Origin of the sequence: Pelagimonas sp. KU-00592-HH (genome assembly GCF_040369695.1) — a bacterium.
GTDB lineage: Bacteria > Pseudomonadota > Alphaproteobacteria > Rhodobacterales > Rhodobacteraceae > Shimia.
Window position 1 is genome coordinate 1,057,277 of record NZ_BAABWM010000001.1, and the last position, 15,443, is coordinate 1,072,719.

Consider the following 15,443-nt stretch of genomic DNA (forward strand, 5'->3'; position numbering starts at 1 on the left):
TGTCAGTCGAAACTGATGGTGCCCACGAGCTGCGGCCCACCCGTGCGTTCGTTACGTTTCGAACGCGCCTGAATACCCGCCAGCCTGCCGTCGCCGATCAGGTGCTGGATGTTCGCAAGGTGTGTGGGGTGCAAGCGCACGCAGGTCTCTTCGTTCCAGAGGTTGCGCGACACCGGCCCTGCCGTCGCCCAGGAAATCGCCACCGGAGACAGTTCGCGCCGCTTGACACGGTTGCTCTCGATCAGGGTCTTGATGGTCTCGCCCATGATGTCCGCGCTTTCCTGAAAGCTCATGTCGCCGACGATCTCGACCTCATGGACCGTAGGCTGCTTGCCGTCATTCACGCATTTGCGGGCCACGAACAGCCAGTCATGAATGATATAGGCCGGAGCATAGCCCCAGGCCGACATGCCGCCGATCGACTGAACCGGTTTCGGGACCGACCCGCCATCGGTGTAAAACGGCTCGGGCCGGATCACCTGCACCTCACCGTTGGCGCGGGTCCGGGTAAAGGTAAGCTCCTGCCCGCGCACCGGGACATAGACAAAATTGCCGTCACCAAAGGCAGTGTTGTTCTCGCCGACCCAGTAGACATGAACCGCGCCAGAGAAGGACCCCGCCTTCAGATCCTTGTAATTGACATAGCCACAGGCCGAGAGCGCCAGCAGCACGAGACAGGACATGAGAAATCGCATGGGAAAATCCGCTTTCTTAATACAATGAATACCCCACCCTAGCATAATCCGGCGTCGCGTCCGAGGGCCTACAACTCTCCCGCCATGTCCGCGATCCGCGCCTCCAGCACCCGGTCGATCTCCAACTCGCCCGCGATCTTCATCTGCACCCATGTCCGCAGCAACCAGTTGATCCGCGCCTGGTATCCCTTGCCCATCGCCCGGAACATCCGCGCCACCGACTGATCAAGGTAGAGCGTGATCTTTTCCTTCGGCTCTTCCACGTCAATATCAAGCTCGAGCGTGTGCCAGGCATCCGGCACCTCGTCGCGCACCGCAGGTCCGACGGCATAATCCCGTTGCAGGTATTGCAAACTCTGGATCAGCTTTTCCCGCGCCAGCCGCTGCGCGCGGGTTCCCCGTTGTCCTGTCATCCGTGATCTCCTTCCATCAGGCAGATCACACCCTCGCAGAGCGGGGTTAACACGCCAGAACCGCACCGCGCGGCGCACCTCCGCGATACAGCCGGAATACCGACGCAATACCGACGTGGATTTTCAGGCCTCCGGCACCGGCCGCGGCTTGCCGTCTTCGTCGATGGCCACATAGGTGAACACCGCTTCCGTCACCTTCTCGGTCTTGTCCGAACGGAACCGGTCTGCCCAGGCTTCGATGCGGATGGCCATCGAAGACCGTCCCACCCGTTCCACCCAGGCCCAGACGCAGAGCACATCCCCGATCCCGACGGGACGGATGAATTTCATCGCATCCACGGCCACGGTTGTCACCCGCCCTCTGGCACGCCCGGCGGCGACGATTCCGCTGGCAATATCCATCTGCGCCAGCACCCAACCGCCGAAAATATCACCGTTCACGTTCACGTCGGCGGGCATCGCCGCAACGCGTAACGTCGCTTCGCCACTGGGTTTTTTCTCGTCGGTCATCGGCTGGCTTCCTTTTTTCGCTGGCCCCACCCTAACCCGATGGCAAAGCGCATGAAAGCTGGTAGAAGCACGCATGTCTCAAGATCAGGACAGCTTTGACATTCTCGTAATCGGTGCCGGCCCCGCCGGCAGCGCCGCCGCCTGTTGGGCCGCGAAACAGGGCGCGCGCGTCGGCCTGATCGACAAGGCCCGCTTCCCCCGCAACAAGCTTTGCGGCGGCCTGTTCACCGGCCGCAGCCGCACCTACTATCGCGAGATTTTCGGCCAGGATTTCGATCCGTCCAAGGCCGTCACCCGCGACGAGATCAGCTTTTTCCACGACGGCACCTGCCTCGCCACCCTGACCGACGTCCCGCCCTTCAACCTCACCATGCGCGTCGACCTTGATGCCACGCTTTATCAGCACGCCATCGACGCGGGAGCCGTGGATCTGACGGGTCAGCCGATCGCGCAACTTACGGATAACACGGTCACTTTTCGGGACGGCCACACGGTAACTGCCTGCGTTCTGATTGGCGCGGACGGGGTGAATTCCATCACGGCCCGCCACCTGTTCGGCGCGCCCTTTGACAAGGACACCATCGGTTTCGGCCTCGAAATTGAAGCATCAACCACCGAACAATCCCCCGAGGATCAGCCCCTGCGCATCGACTTTGCCGCCGCGACATGGGGCTATGGCTGGTCCTTCCCGAAACAGGGCTCCACTACCGTGGGGGTTGGCGGACTGTTACATCCGAACCCCGATATGAAGGGTCACTTCGCGGCCTATCTCGACACCCTGAACCTCGATCCCGACCGCACCCGCTACAAGGGGCATTACCTGCCCTTCGGGGATTTCCGGCCGGTGCCGGGGCGGGGCCATATCCTGCTTGCCGGTGACGCGGCAGGGCTGGTCGATCCGATCACCGGCGAGGGCATCGCCTTTGCCATGAAAAGCGGCCAGCTCGCCGCGCAGGCCGCCTTTGATGCCCTGTCCGAAGATGCGCCAGAAACCGCGCTGCCGCGCTACCAGCGCAGTCTGAAAGACATCCACCGTAACCTGAAAATCGCCCGCACCCTGCGCCGGATCATCTTTGCGCCGCGCTGGCAAACGGCGTTTACCAACACCTTCCGCCGCTCGGGCACGGTGCGGATGCAATACATGCAGTTGCTCGCGGGCGAGGTCGAATACCCGGCCCTCGCAGGCGCCGTGCTGCGCCGCCTGCCGCGCTATATCGTCAACCGGTTCCGGCGCTAGACTGCCTGTTTGATCCACTTCACGATGGCCGGGGCCGGCATCGCGCCCGACTGGCGTGCCTGCTCTTTACCTTTTGCAAAGGCCGCCATGGTAGGAATGCCCCGGATGCGAAATTTCGCGCCCGCCTGCGGATGTTCCTCGGTGTTCAGCTTCACAAGCCGCACATCCCCCGAAAGGGTTTGCGCCGCCTGGCTGAATTGCGGGGCCATCTGGCGGCAGGGGCCGCACCACGGCGCCCAGAAATCCACGACCAGCGGCACATCGTCGTTGCGCGCGGCTTTCTGCAACGTGGCAAGGTCCACCTCGGCCACCTTGCCGCCCATCAACTTGGCACCACAGGTACCGCACTTCGGCCCGGCGCTCAGGCGCTCTTCCGGCACGCGGTTCACCTGCCCGCATTCAAGACATGTCAGCTTCTTTCCGCTCATATTCGACTTCCCGCATTTATATTCTGTTTTCCATATATAAGCGCAACACTCCCAATGTGAACCCCATGAAAAAAGGGCCGGGGAAATCCCCGGCCCTTCCCCCGCGTGCTCCCCGCGGTTTGACGCAAAACTTAGTTCAGCGCCTTGTCGGTGATGGCATGGGTCCATGCGCCTTCCGGCTTTTTGGTGATGACCGGATCGGAACCGCCCGACATCAGGCTTTCCACAGTCCGCTCATAGTCGGCCGGGTCCAGCGCGCCGTTCGAACCGGCGGTCAGCTTGGCGATTTCGCCCATCATACGCACCTGATGCTCTTCGGTCTGTGCACCCGAAGCATCGTTGTCCAGCACGATCATCGCCGCGTCAGCCGGGTTTTCCTCGGCCCACTTCCAACCCTTCATCGACGCACGCACAAAGCGCACCATCTTGTCGACAAAGGCCGGGTCATTCAGGTTGTCTTCCAGCACGTACATGCCGTCTTCCAGCGTCGCAACGCCCTGATCTTCATACTTGAAAACCACGAGGTCATCGGGGCTCAGGCCCGCGTCGATGATCTGCCAGTATTCGTTGTAGGTCATGGTCGACACACAGGCCGCCTGACCCTGCAGGATCGGATCAACGTTGAAGCCCTGCTTCAGAACGGTCACGCCATCCGCGCCGCCTTCGGTCGACAAGCCCAGCTTGCTCATCCAGCTCAGGAACGGATACTCGTTGCCGAAGAACCAGACACCCAGGGTTTTCCCGGCGAAATCAGCTGGCGACGAGACGCCCGCATCCTTGCGGCAGGTCAGCATCATGCCCGACGATTTGAACGGCTGCGCGATGTTCACCAGCGGCAGGCCCTTCTCGCGGCTGGCAAGCGCCGACGGCATCCAGTCCAGAACCACGTCGGCCCCGCCGCCCGCGATCACCTGTGCCGGCGCGATATCCGGGCCACCCGGCTTGATGGTCACGTTCAGACCTTCTTCTTCGTAAAAGCCCTTGTCGGCGGCCACGTAGTAGCCTGCGAATTGCGATTGCGTCACCCACTTGAGCTGAAGGGTCACGTCATCGGCGGCCTGTGCCACGCCGGCCGCAAGGCCAAGCGCGGCGGCGCCTAAAGTCTTGATGATGGTTTTCATGTCTTACTCTCCTTGTTGAATGTTTTGTCCTGTTATTCTTGGACTTATCGTTAACGTATATGTCAGCCCCGCTGCGACGGGTGCCAGAAGGTCACGGCCTTTTCCAGAAGCGCAACGCCCCCATAGAAAGCCGATCCAACCACTGCGGCCACCACGATCTCGGCCCAGACCAGATCCAGCGCCAACTGGCCTACCGAGGTCGAGATGCGGAACCCCATGCCCTTGATGGGCGACCCGAAGAATTCAGCCACAATCGCACCGATCAGCGCAAGGGTGGTGGCAATCTTCAGGCCATTGAAAATGAACGGCATCGCCGCCGGAAGCCGCAGCTTGATGAGGCTTTGGGCATAACTCGCCGCATAGGTCCGCATCAGGTCGCGCTGCATGTGATCCGTGGCCTGAAGGCCCTGCACCGTGTTCACCAGCATCGGGAAGAACACCATGACCACCACAACCGCTGCCTTAGACTGCCAGTCAAAGCCGAACCACATCACGAGGATCGGGGCCATGCCGATGATCGGAAGCGCCGCCACGAAGTTCCCCACCGGCAAAAGCCCCCGCTGCAGGAACGGAAAGCGGTCTACCGCGATCGCGGTCAGGAAGGCCGCGCCGCATCCCATAACATAGCCCGACAAGGCCCCCTTGATCACGGTCTGCACGAAATCTTCCCACAGGATGCCGGTCGACACCGCAAAGCGCGCCGCGATCATCGTGGGCGCCGGCAACAGAACCGGCGAAATCTCGAAGCCACGCACCACGCATTCCCACAACACAATGAGAGTCACGCCAAAGATGATGGGCACCGCAAGCCGTGTTGCGCGGGTTTTCGGCTGGTTGGCCAGCCAGACATTCAGGCGCCACCCGGCCAGCCACGCTATGATACCTGTGATTGCCCAGATCATCGCACCATCCCCATCCGTTTAAGCACCACGTTCTGCACGAGGCCAATCAGTCCCACGAGGGCCGCCGCCAGCGCCGCAGCCACAAGAAGCGCACTCCAGATCTGGATCGTCTGACCATAGTAGCTGCCACCAAGCAGGCGCGCACCAAGGCCGGCCACGGCACCCGTGGGCAACTCGCCAACGATGGCCCCCACCAGCGACGCCGCCATCGCGATCTTCAGCGAGGTGAACAGGTAAGGCATCGACGACGGCAGGCGCAGCTTCCAGAACTCCTGGTTGCCGCTCGCGTTCCAGGTCTTCATCTGGTCAAGCTGCATGTGATCAGGACTGCGCAGCCCCTTCACCATGCCCACGACAACAGGGAAGAACGACAGGTACATCGAGATCACGGCCTTCGGCAACAGCCCCGAGATGCCCACCGCGTTCAGCACCACGATGATCATCGGCGCAATCGCAAGGATCGGAATGGTCTGGCTCGCGATCACCCAGGGCATGATGCTCATGTCCATCGTACGGTTATAGACAATGCCCACCGCCAGCGCGATGCCAAGCCCGGTGCCAAGCACAAAGCCCAGCAGCGTCGAACTCAGGGTGATCCAGCTGTGGTACAGCAACGAGCGTTTCGAAAACGCGCGCCCCCGCACCACCATGTCGCCCGTGGTCTTCCAGATCTCCGCCCCCACCTGATGCGGCGGCGGCAGCTTGGGCTTTTTCTGATTCATCGTATCGGCGATCAGTTCCGAGGTGCTCAACTCAACCCCTGCCCGTTTCGCCTTGTCATAAGCCCAGGGCGCATTCAGCGCGACCGAGCCCGCGTACCACAGCACGAAGATGGCAATCACCACCGTGAGAATGGGGCCTATGCGATACCAGACGGCCTTCATCGGCGCACCTCCCGCCCCATGATTGATCCGGGGCCTTGAAACCTATTCGTCATCTGCATGCCCCGCCCGTAGACCATCCCGCACCCGGTGCGCGATGTCGATGAACTCCTGGCTGTCGCGTATATCCAGCGGACGCTCCTTCGGCAGGGTGCTTTCGATGACGTCGGTGATCCGGCCCGGACGGGGCGACATCACCACGATCTTGGTCGACAGGTACACCGCCTCGGGGATCGAGTGCGTCACGAAACCGATGGTCTTGTTGGTGCGCGCCCACAATTCCAGAAGCTGTTCGTTCAGGTGGTCGCGCACGATCTCGTCCAGCGCCCCGAACGGCTCATCCATCAACAGGATATCGGCATGGAACGCCAGCGCCCGCGCGATCGAGGCCCGCTGCTGCATGCCCCCCGACAACTGCCAGGGAAACTTCTTCTCGAAGTTATCAAGATGCACCAGCTCAAGAACTTCCTTCACGGCCGCATCCTGTTCGGCCTTGCTCACGCCCATGATCTCGAGAGGCAGGCGGATGTTGCCGCCAATGGTGCGCCAGGGATACAGGCCCGCATGCTGGAACACATACCCATAGGCCCGCGCCTTGCGCGCCTCTTCCGGGCTCACGCCATTCACCGTGATCTCGCCCGCCGTGGGTTTTTCCAGGTCCGCCATCACCCGCAGGAATGTGGTCTTGCCACACCCCGACGGGCCGATGAAGCTGACGAAATCCCCCTTGTTGATCTCAAGGTTCACGTCTTTCAACGCATGCACCGGACCGTCGTTGGTCTCGAAAGTCAGCGACAGGTTCTTCGCGCTGATGACAGGGTCTGTGGTCAAGGTCTTGCTCCGCTGGCCGAATGTGGCTTGCTTGTTGGTGTTGCGCCCCGTCCGAACTGGTCAGGGCGCATATGTCTTAAACGCCGGTCGCCGGAATGCCGCTGCGCTCCACGGGACGTGGGGCCGTCAGTTCCTTCCAGGTGCTCAACGCCTTGTTCACGGTGGTGTTGGCGTCGCGTGCCACGAACTTGCCGTGCCCTTCCTGCGTCTGGATCACCCCGTCGTTCACGGCCACCTGGCCACGGGTCAGGGTAAAGCGCGGCAGGCCCTTCACGTGATGACCCTCGAACACGTTGTAGTCAATCGAGGACTGCTGGCTCCCGGCCGAGATGGTCTTCTCCTTCTCCGGATCCCACACCACGAGGTCCGCATCGGCCCCCACCAGAACCGCGCCCTTCTTGGGATAGCAGTTCAGGATCTTGGCGATATTGGTCGAAGTCACGGCCACGAACTCGTTCATTGTCAGACGGCCGGTGTTCACACCGTGGGTCCACAACATCGGCAGACGATCTTCCAGACCGCCGGTCCCGTTCGGGATCTTCGAGAAATCACCCACGCCATAGCGTTTCTGCTCGGTGGTAAAGGCACAGTGGTCCGTTGCCACCACGCTCAGCGACCCCGACTGCAAGCCGGCCCAGAGCGAATCCTGGTGCTTCTGGTTGCGGAACGGCGGCGACATCACGCGACGCGCGGCATGGTCCCAATCGGTGTTGAAATATTCGCTCTCATCCAGCGTCAGGTGCTGGATCAGCGGCTCGCCCCAGACACGCTTGCCCTGCATGCGGGCACGGCGGATGGCTTCATGCGCCTCCTCGCAGGAGGTGTGCACCACGTAAAGCGGCACGCCCGCCATATCGGCAATCATGATGGCACGGTTGGTGGCTTCACCTTCCACCTGCGTGGGGCGAGAATAGGCATGCGCCTCGGGGCCGGTGTTGCCCTCGGCCAAAAGCTTGGCGGTCATCTCGGCCACCACGTCACCGTTCTCGGCATGTACCATCGCGATCCCGCCCAGTTCGGCCAGGCGGTTGAAGCTCGCATAAAGCTCGTCGTCATTCACCATCAGCGCGCCTTTATAGGCCAGAAAGTGCTTGAAGGTGTTGATACCGCGATCTTCGATAATGGTTTTCATGTCGTTGAAAACCTGCTCACCCCACCAGGTCACGGCCATGTGGAACGAGTAGTCACAGTTCGCGCGGGTCGACTTGTTGTCCCAGCGTTTGATCGCGTCCAGCAGGCTTTCACCCGGATTTGGCAGGCAGAAATCCACCACCATCGTGGTGCCCCCCGCCAGACCCGCCCGCGTGCCGCTTTCGAAATCATCGCTGGAATAGGTGCCCATGAAGGGCATCTCGAGGTGAACGTGCGGATCAATGCCACCGGGCATGACGTAACAGCCGGTCGCGTCCAGCACCTCGTCGCCCTTCAGGTCCGTCCCGATCTCGATGATCTGGCCACCCTCGACCAGCACATCCGCCTTGTACGTCAGGTCTGCGGTAACAACGGTCCCGCCCTTGATAACCTTGGTTGTCATTGTTCTTCTCCCTGCGCGCCTGGCTCCTGGGCCGGCTTCTTCTTGGTCAAAATACCCCGGGGGTCCGGGGGCAGCGCCCCCGGTTCAGCCCATGTCTCACTCCACGATCTCTGCCGTCTCCAGTACCGCATGCAACATCACATCCGTGCCAGCCGCCGCCCAGTCCTTGGAAATCTCTTCCGCCTCATTGTGCGAAAGCCCGTCGACACAGGGGCACATGATCATCGCCGTCGGCGCCACCTGGTTGATCCAGCAGGCATCATGCCCCGCACCCGAGATGATATCGAGATGCGAATAGCCCAGCCGCTCAGCCGCATTGCGCACCGCGGTGACACAGCCCTCGTCAAAGGCCACCGGATCAAATCCGCCAACCTTTTCAAACGCGATGCTCAGCCCCATCTCGTCGGCAATCTTCTGGCCCTCGACACGCAGACGCTCTTCCATGTCGGTGATCACCGACAGCTCGGGCGAGCGGAAGTCGACGGTGAACACCACCTTGCCCGGGATCACGTTGCGCGAGTTCGGATAGACATCGATATGACCTGCCGCGCCCACCGCGTGCGGGGCGTGGCTCCATGCGATCTCATCCACTTTTTCAAGAACGCGGGCCATCCCCAACCCGGCGTTCTTGCGCATCGGCATTGGAGACGATCCCGTATGCGCGTCTTTTCCTTCGATGGTCACCTGGGTCCAGCTCAGACCCTGCCCGTGGGTGACAACCCCGATATCCTTGCCCTCGGCTTCAAGGATTGGTCCCTGTTCGATATGCAACTCGAACATCGCGTGCATCTTGCGCTGGCCCACGGGTTCATCGCCGCGCCAGCCGATCCGCTTCAGCTCGTCTCCGAACTTCAGCCCCTCGGCGTCTTCGCGATCATAGGCCCAGTCCTCGGTGTGGATGCCTGCGAAAACGCCCGACGACAGCATCGCCGGGGCAAACCGCGTGCCTTCCTCGTTGGTCCAGTTGGTCACCACGATGGGATGCTTGGTCTTGATCCCCAGGTCCTTGATCGTGCGCAGCACCTCAAGCCCGCCCAGAACACCAAGCACGCCATCGTACTTGCCACCTGTCGGCTGGGTATCAAGATGCGATCCCATATAGACCGGCAGCGCATCGGGGTCGGTGCCGGGATACTCGGCGAACATGTTGCCCATGGTGTCCAGCCCCATGGTACAGCCGACCTCTTCACACCATTTCTGGAACAGGGCACGGCCCTCGCCGTCCTCGTCCGTGACGGTCTGGCGGTTGTTGCCACCGGCCACACCGGGGCCGATCTTGGCCATCTCCATCAGGCTGTCCCACAGCCGATCGCCATTGATCTTGATGTTCTCGCCGGGTGCGGCCATCTCAACACTCCCTATGTCTTTGCTCACGGGCCCTTGTTTCACGGGCCTCTTGCCAATCGATCAATCCTGACCGTATGGTCAAGTTCAGGGCACCACAGTCTGACCAACCGGTCAAGATTTTTCTGCAACGGGAATTTGTCATGTCGCAAGCGCAACGCTCCAACAGCAAAAAAGAACGTCGCCAGGAAAGCGAAGCGCTCATTTTATCAGCAGCGGAAAAAGTCTTTGCAGAGGCAGGGTTTGGCGGCGCCACCATGCAGCTGATCGCCGATGTGGCCGGGCTGCCGAAAGCCAACCTGCACTACTACTTTCCGACCAAGGAAAAACTCTACCGGCAGGTGGTTCAGAACATCTTCCAGGTCTGGTTGCAGGCCGCCGACATCTTCGATCAAGCCGAGGGACCTGCCGAAGGAATCGGCGCCTACATCGACGCCAAGATGGAAATCTCACGCCGCCATCCCAACGGCTCCAAGGTCTGGGCCTCCGAGGTCATGCACCGCGCGCCGGTCATTCAGGACTATCTCGAAACCACCCTGCGCGACTGGACCGAAGGACGCGCGCGGATCATCGAACGCTGGATCGCCGAGGGCCGGATGGCCCCGATCAACCCGCGCCACCTGCTTTACATGCTCTGGGCGACAACCCAGCACTACGCCGATTTCGGCCACCAGATCGAAACCCTGAACGACGGCCAACAGCTCTCGGACGCCCAGTGGGAAGAGGCCAAGGCCAGCGTGAAAGAGATCATCCTGCGCGGCATCGGGGTCGACATCGCGGCGGAAAACTGACGCCCAATAGCACCGTTTCGGCGCTGGACGCCTCCGCGCTCCTGCCGTATCCTGCCCGTCAACGCTGACAACGGACGATCGCAATGGCATCCCAAGAGGCAACGGCCAAGAAACCCAGCCGCATCCAGCTACGCAACCGCAAGCGCATCCTCGATGCCGCCCTCGAGGTCTTCTCCCGCCACGGTTACCGCGGGGCCACCCTCGACCAGATTGCCGAGGAAGCCGGGCTCTCAAAGCCCAACATCCTCTACTATTTCGACGGCAAGGAAGACATCCACGTCACCCTTCTCAACCAGTTGATGGAAAGCTGGCTCGACCCGCTGGACCATATGGACCCCGAGGGCGACCCGCTTGAGGAACTCCTCGGCTATGTCCGCCGCAAAGTGGCCATGACCCGCGAATTCCCGCGTGAGAGCCGGCTGTTTGCCAATGAAATCCTGCAAGGTGCGCCGCGCATGGGGCCGCACCTCGAAAGCGGGCTGAAACCCCTGTTCGATCAGAAATGCGCCCTGATCCAGTCCTGGATCGACGCCGGACGCCTCGCGCCCTGTGATCCCCGCCACCTGATCTTCTCGATCTGGGCCACCACCCAGCACTACGCCGATTTCGACGCGCAGGTGCGGGTACTGATGGCAGGAGAAAAAGGCGTGATCGACGGCGGCGGCCAGCATCTTGAAACCATGTTCCGCAAGATGCTGACGCCCTGACCGGCTAAGCCCTCGTCACTTGCATTTAATCCAAGGGGGCATGCACCACTTGTCGATCCCGTCAGGCATTCCTGCTGCCAATCCATTGATCTGAGCCCGGGTTCGAAACCCATCAGGATGACGCGACAACAGCCCCTCGGCCACGAACCCCGAATAGCCCAATGCGGCCTGCGCCTCTGCCGGGTTCGCGTATTGGGGGGCGTCGTATCCATCGCTCATCAACGTTTCCCCAAGCGCCTCAAAGTCATAGGTACCAGCGTCACCAAAAACAAAAGCGCGACTATCTTCGCGTTCATCATGTGTCAGGAACATCACAAGATCGTTTTCCCCAACATCATTGTCTTTCCAAACGTCGAGATAACTCTGTCCATCCAGCATTGCACGGGGAACAATCAGCACACGCTGCGTGTCAAACCCACCTACACCCGAAATCGTGTTCATTATGGGTTCATCATCCACTTGCGACCGTTCGCTTGCATGTTCAGCGAACCACGCCATCGTGCCAGCTTCTACCCAGAAGGGTTGGCTGTAGATCTCATCCAAAGTGTGTGAATCCTGCGCCTGCCCAGTTGCTGCCCACAAGGCGCCAAGGGCGACTAAAAACATTTTCAAATTCTTCATAGTAACTATTCCTTACTGTTCTGATCATACATGTTGACCAGAAACCAAATGACAAAAAGCAGGTAGCCCAGAACGGCAAACACCATCTGCGCGACCATCGAAGCTCCCAAAGTGATCTTGTATTGCTTGTCGTACAGCTCTTGGGGCGACGAGCCCAAGTCTCTGAAAACCTGCCCATCAAGGGCGACCTCCTGAAAGAACCCCTGGATCTGCGCGATCGAAAATAGGCCCGCCAGCAAAGCCAGGAAAAACAGAACAATTGGAGTAGCCAGAAACCCCAAAAGCTTAAATCGGGAAATAGACCCTGCTTCGTCGATCAGGCCACCTGATCTGAGAAAGACAAACAAGACGCCGCCAAAACCGAATGTCGCCATCGACATCAAAAGTTCGACCTGGTTTTCCACGGCACCAAGAAGGGAATTGATTTCGTCCATAAAACACCTCTCAAATGAATAAAGTAATCCGTAGAGGGTACACCATTTTCCCAAAAGCAACAAACGTACGAAACGAAATGACCGCCGCAGTCAAACTGCGACGGTCCGGTTCTCGGTTTGTGACACGTCGAAACGTGTCCCCTCGCCCCGTTTCCTACTCCGCGGCCTGCGCCATCGGGTTGTTGGGGTGCGCGGTCCAGTTGCCGTAATCGGCCTCTACCGGCTTGCCCGTGCGCTCGTCCATCTCGCCCGCCTCAAGCGTGCGCATGGTGATGCAGTTTTCGACGGGGCAGACATTGACGCAGAGGTTGCAGGCCACGCATTCATCGTCCTTCACGGTGAACACGCGATCCTCGCTCATCTCGATCGCCTGGTGGCTGGTATCTTCGCAGGCGGCATAGCACCGGCCGCACTTGATACAGTCGTCCTGGTTGATCACGGCCTTGGTCACGTGATTGAGGTTCAGGTACTGCCAGTCGGTCACGTTCGGCGTCGCAAGACCGACGAAATCAGCGGTGCTTTCATAGCCTTTCTCGTCCATCCACTGCGAAAGCCCCGAGATCATTTCCTGAACGATCTTGAACCCATAGGTCATCGCCGCCGTACAAACCTGCACGTTGCCAGCCCCCAGCGCCATGAACTCGGCCGCGTCGCGCCATGTGGTCACGCCGCCGATCCCCGAGATCGGCAGGTTCGCCGTGGCCGGGTTGCGGGCAATCTCGGCGACCATGTTCATCGCAATCGGCTTCACCGCCGGCCCGCAATAGCCGCCATGCGTGCCCTTGCCGTCGATCATCGGCTCCGGGCTCATCACGTCAAGGTTCACCGAGGTGATCGAGTTGATCGTGTTGATCAGGCTGACCGCATCCGCGCCACCGCGCAGCGCGGCTTCGGCCGGGTAGAGGATGTTGGTGATGTTCGGCGTCAGCTTCACGATCACCGGCAGGTCAGTCGCTTCCTTGCACCAGCGCGCCACCATCTCGATGTAATCCGGCACTTGCCCGACGGCCGACCCCATACCGCGCTCGGCCATGCCATGCGGACAGCCAAAGTTCAGCTCGAACCCGTCACAGCCGGTTTCCGCGATCATCGGCAGGATGCGCTTCCACTCATCTTCCTCGCAGGGCACCATGACCGAGGCGATCAGGGCGTGATCGGGATAATCCCGCTTCACCCGCGTCATCTCTTCAAGGTTCACCTCAAGCGGACGGTCGGTGATCAGCTCGATGTTGTTCAGCCCCAGCAAACGCCGGTCCGCCCCGTGGATCGCGCCATAGCGCGGCCCGTTCACGTTCACGACCGGAGGACCTTCCGATCCGAGGGTCTTCCAGACCACGCCGCCCCAACCGGCCTCAAAGGCACGGCGAACGTTGTATTCCTTGTCCGTCGGCGGCGCCGAGGCCAGCCAGAACGGGTTTGGGGATTTGATCCCGATGAAATCACTTTCGAGATTGGCCATTTCGCTATCTCCCTTGTCTTACGCCATCAACGTGGCGTGAATGTCTTCTGCCGCATCACGGCCCTCGGCCACGGCAGTCACGGTCAGGTCGTCGCCTCCCGAGGCACAGTCGCCCCCGGCCCAGACCCCATCAACACTGGTGCGCCCGGTGCCATCCACCGCGATCTTGCGCCCTTCCAGCGCCGGCAGCCCCTCGCCTTCCAGCGTCTGGCCAATCGCCTTGAACACCTGGTCCGCGGCAAGGCGCACGGTCTGGCCGGTCGGCGCGAGATCGTCGCCAGTATACTCGAATTCGATTTCGCGCACCGCACCGTTGCCGATCACCGCCTTGGGCGAGGCATTGGTGATGATCCGCACACCCTTGGAGGCCGCCAGATCCTGTTCGAACACGCTGGCGTTCATCCGGTCGCGGCCCCGACGGTAGACAAGGCTCACGTTCAGCGCGCCCAACAGCTTGGCCTGAACCGCGGCATCCACCGCCGTCATACCACCACCGATCACCACGACATCGCGGCCGATCTCTACGTCGGCAAGGTCCGACGCCTGTCTCAGGTCGGAGATGAAATCCACCGCATCCAGCACGCCGGACTTGTCCTCGCCATCCACGCCCAGCGCATTGACGCCGCCAAGCCCGATGCCAAGGAACACGGCGTCATACTCGGCCTTCAGGCCATCCAGTGTCAGGCCATCGCCAAGCATCTTGCCGGTCTCCACCGTGATGCCGCCGATCTTCAAAAGCCAGTCCACTTCGCGCGCCGCAAAGTTCTCGACCGATTTGTAAGAGGCAATACCAAATTCGTTCAGACCGCCCGCCTTGGCACGCGCGTCAAACACGGTCACGTCGTGGCCATACATCGCCAGACGGTGCGCCGCCGACAAGCCCGCAGGCCCCGCGCCCACAACGGCCACCTTCTTGCCGGTTGCCGTGTCACGTTCAAACGGATGCACATCCGCCGCCATCAGCGTATCGGTGGCATAACGCTGCAACCGGCCAATCTCGACCGGCTTGCCCTCGGCAACCTCGCGCACACAGACTTCCTCGCACAGGGTCTCGGTCGGACACACCCGCGCGCACATGCCGCCCAGGATATTCTGGCTCAGGATCGTCCTCGCCGCCGCTTCCGGCGTGCCGGTCGCGATCTGGCGGATGAACAGCGGAATATCAATGTCTGTCGGACAGGCCGTCATGCAGGGCGCGTCATGGCAGAAATAGCAGCGATCCGCCGCCACCAGCGCTTCGTGATCTTCCAGTTGCGGATGCAGATCCGCAAAGTTCTCGGCAAGTTGCCCGGGCGCCAATCGCCCGGCCACAACCCCTTCGCTCAACGGTGATTTGGTCATTCTCTCTCCCCGTGTCATCGTTTGGCTATTTGAGAACAGCGTCTCATGGGTTTATTTTTTTATCAACTGGTAAAATTTGAATGCTATTCAAAAACCCGCAAACGCCCAATTCTTCATCAAAAATTCATGCCCCAATCCCACGGATTGATCCGAAAATGATCCGAATTTGCTTGAGATTCGCAGCCACGACCCGC

General features: G+C 60.8%; 17 protein-coding genes. 3 read left to right on the forward strand and 14 right to left on the reverse strand.

Annotated features, from left to right (window positions below):
• Window positions 1-2 precede the first annotated feature (2 nt).
• The 3 genes from ABWV42_RS05115 to ABWV42_RS05125 all read right to left on the reverse strand — a co-directional run bounded on the left by ABWV42_RS05115 (window position 3) and on the right by ABWV42_RS05125 (window position 1,618).
• Window positions 3-695, reverse strand: coding sequence for a DUF1353 domain-containing protein (locus tag ABWV42_RS05115; RefSeq protein WP_353339159.1), 693 nt, complete (start codon window positions 693-695; stop codon window positions 3-5).
• 68 nt (window positions 696-763) lie between these two features.
• Window positions 764-1,108: a BrnA antitoxin family protein gene (locus ABWV42_RS05120; RefSeq protein WP_353339160.1), complete on the reverse strand. Its 345-nt coding sequence runs from the start codon at window positions 1,106-1,108 to the stop codon at window positions 764-766.
• A 123-nt stretch (window positions 1,109-1,231) separates the two neighbouring features.
• Window positions 1,232-1,618 (reverse strand): acyl-CoA thioesterase, encoded by a 387-nt coding sequence (locus ABWV42_RS05125; protein ID WP_255103193.1) that lies wholly within the window; start codon window positions 1,616-1,618, stop codon window positions 1,232-1,234.
• Window positions 1,619-1,691: 73 nt separating this feature from the next.
• Here ABWV42_RS05125 and ABWV42_RS05130 point away from each other — a divergent pair, with 73 nt between their 5' ends.
• Window positions 1,692-2,855, forward strand: coding sequence for a geranylgeranyl reductase family protein (locus ABWV42_RS05130; RefSeq protein ID WP_353339161.1), 1,164 nt, complete (start codon window positions 1,692-1,694; stop codon window positions 2,853-2,855).
• Here the strand turns inward: ABWV42_RS05130 and trxC are convergent.
• The 7 genes from trxC to ABWV42_RS05165 all read right to left on the reverse strand — a co-directional run bounded on the left by trxC (window position 2,852) and on the right by ABWV42_RS05165 (window position 9,899).
• On the reverse strand, window positions 2,852-3,283 hold the full coding sequence (gene trxC / locus ABWV42_RS05135) for a thioredoxin TrxC (protein WP_255103196.1): 432 nt from the start codon (window positions 3,281-3,283) through the stop codon (window positions 2,852-2,854). The genes ABWV42_RS05130 and trxC overlap by 4 nt on opposite strands.
• A 131-nt stretch (window positions 3,284-3,414) precedes the next feature.
• Window positions 3,415-4,404, reverse strand: coding sequence for an ABC transporter substrate-binding protein (locus ABWV42_RS05140; RefSeq protein WP_255103197.1), 990 nt, complete (start codon window positions 4,402-4,404; stop codon window positions 3,415-3,417).
• Window positions 4,405-4,466: 62 nt separating this feature from the next.
• Window positions 4,467-5,306 carry an ABC transporter permease gene (locus tag ABWV42_RS05145; protein ID WP_255103198.1) on the reverse strand — a complete coding sequence of 280 codons (840 nt, stop codon included), beginning with the start codon at window positions 5,304-5,306 and terminating at the stop codon, window positions 4,467-4,469.
• A complete protein-coding gene (locus tag ABWV42_RS05150; protein WP_255103199.1) occupies window positions 5,303-6,190 on the reverse strand; it encodes an ABC transporter permease in 888 nt (295 codons plus the stop codon). The genes ABWV42_RS05145 and ABWV42_RS05150 overlap by 4 nt, the downstream gene beginning before the upstream one ends.
• 42 nt (window positions 6,191-6,232) lie before the next feature.
• Window positions 6,233-7,018: an ABC transporter ATP-binding protein gene (locus tag ABWV42_RS05155; protein WP_353339162.1), complete on the reverse strand. Its 786-nt coding sequence runs from the start codon at window positions 7,016-7,018 to the stop codon at window positions 6,233-6,235.
• 76 nt (window positions 7,019-7,094) lie between these two features.
• Complete coding sequence (gene hydA / locus ABWV42_RS05160; RefSeq protein WP_353339163.1) at window positions 7,095-8,552, reverse strand: dihydropyrimidinase; 1,458 nt, start codon at window positions 8,550-8,552, stop codon at window positions 7,095-7,097.
• Between the two features lie 96 nt (window positions 8,553-8,648).
• Complete coding sequence (locus ABWV42_RS05165) at window positions 8,649-9,899, reverse strand: Zn-dependent hydrolase (RefSeq protein WP_353339164.1); 1,251 nt, start codon at window positions 9,897-9,899, stop codon at window positions 8,649-8,651.
• 140 nt (window positions 9,900-10,039) lie between these two features.
• Here ABWV42_RS05165 and ABWV42_RS05170 point away from each other — a divergent pair, with 140 nt between their 5' ends.
• Window positions 10,040-10,687 (forward strand): TetR/AcrR family transcriptional regulator, encoded by a 648-nt coding sequence (locus ABWV42_RS05170; RefSeq protein ID WP_255103207.1) that lies wholly within the window; start codon window positions 10,040-10,042, stop codon window positions 10,685-10,687.
• An 83-nt stretch (window positions 10,688-10,770) separates the two neighbouring features.
• Complete coding sequence (locus ABWV42_RS05175; protein ID WP_255103209.1) at window positions 10,771-11,394, forward strand: TetR family transcriptional regulator C-terminal domain-containing protein; 624 nt, start codon at window positions 10,771-10,773, stop codon at window positions 11,392-11,394.
• Window positions 11,395-11,409: 15 nt separating this feature from the next.
• On the opposite strand, the gene ABWV42_RS05180 is transcribed toward ABWV42_RS05175, so the two are convergent.
• From ABWV42_RS05180 to ABWV42_RS05195, 4 genes are all read right to left on the reverse strand, one after another.
• The gene (locus ABWV42_RS05180) at window positions 11,410-12,015 is read right to left on the reverse strand and encodes a hypothetical protein (RefSeq protein WP_353339165.1); all 606 of its coding nucleotides are present in this window, start codon (window positions 12,013-12,015) and stop codon (window positions 11,410-11,412) included.
• 5 nt (window positions 12,016-12,020) lie between these two features.
• Window positions 12,021-12,449: a hypothetical protein gene (locus ABWV42_RS05185; protein WP_353339167.1), complete on the reverse strand. Its 429-nt coding sequence runs from the start codon at window positions 12,447-12,449 to the stop codon at window positions 12,021-12,023.
• Window positions 12,450-12,603: 154 nt separating this feature from the next.
• Window positions 12,604-13,908 (reverse strand): NAD-dependent dihydropyrimidine dehydrogenase subunit PreA, encoded by a 1,305-nt coding sequence (gene preA / locus ABWV42_RS05190; RefSeq protein WP_255103213.1) that lies wholly within the window; start codon window positions 13,906-13,908, stop codon window positions 12,604-12,606.
• Between the two features lie 18 nt (window positions 13,909-13,926).
• Entirely contained in the window at window positions 13,927-15,249 is a 1,323-nt protein-coding gene (locus ABWV42_RS05195) for an NAD(P)-dependent oxidoreductase (protein WP_353339168.1), read from the reverse strand.
• Window positions 15,250-15,443: the final 194 nt, after the last annotated feature.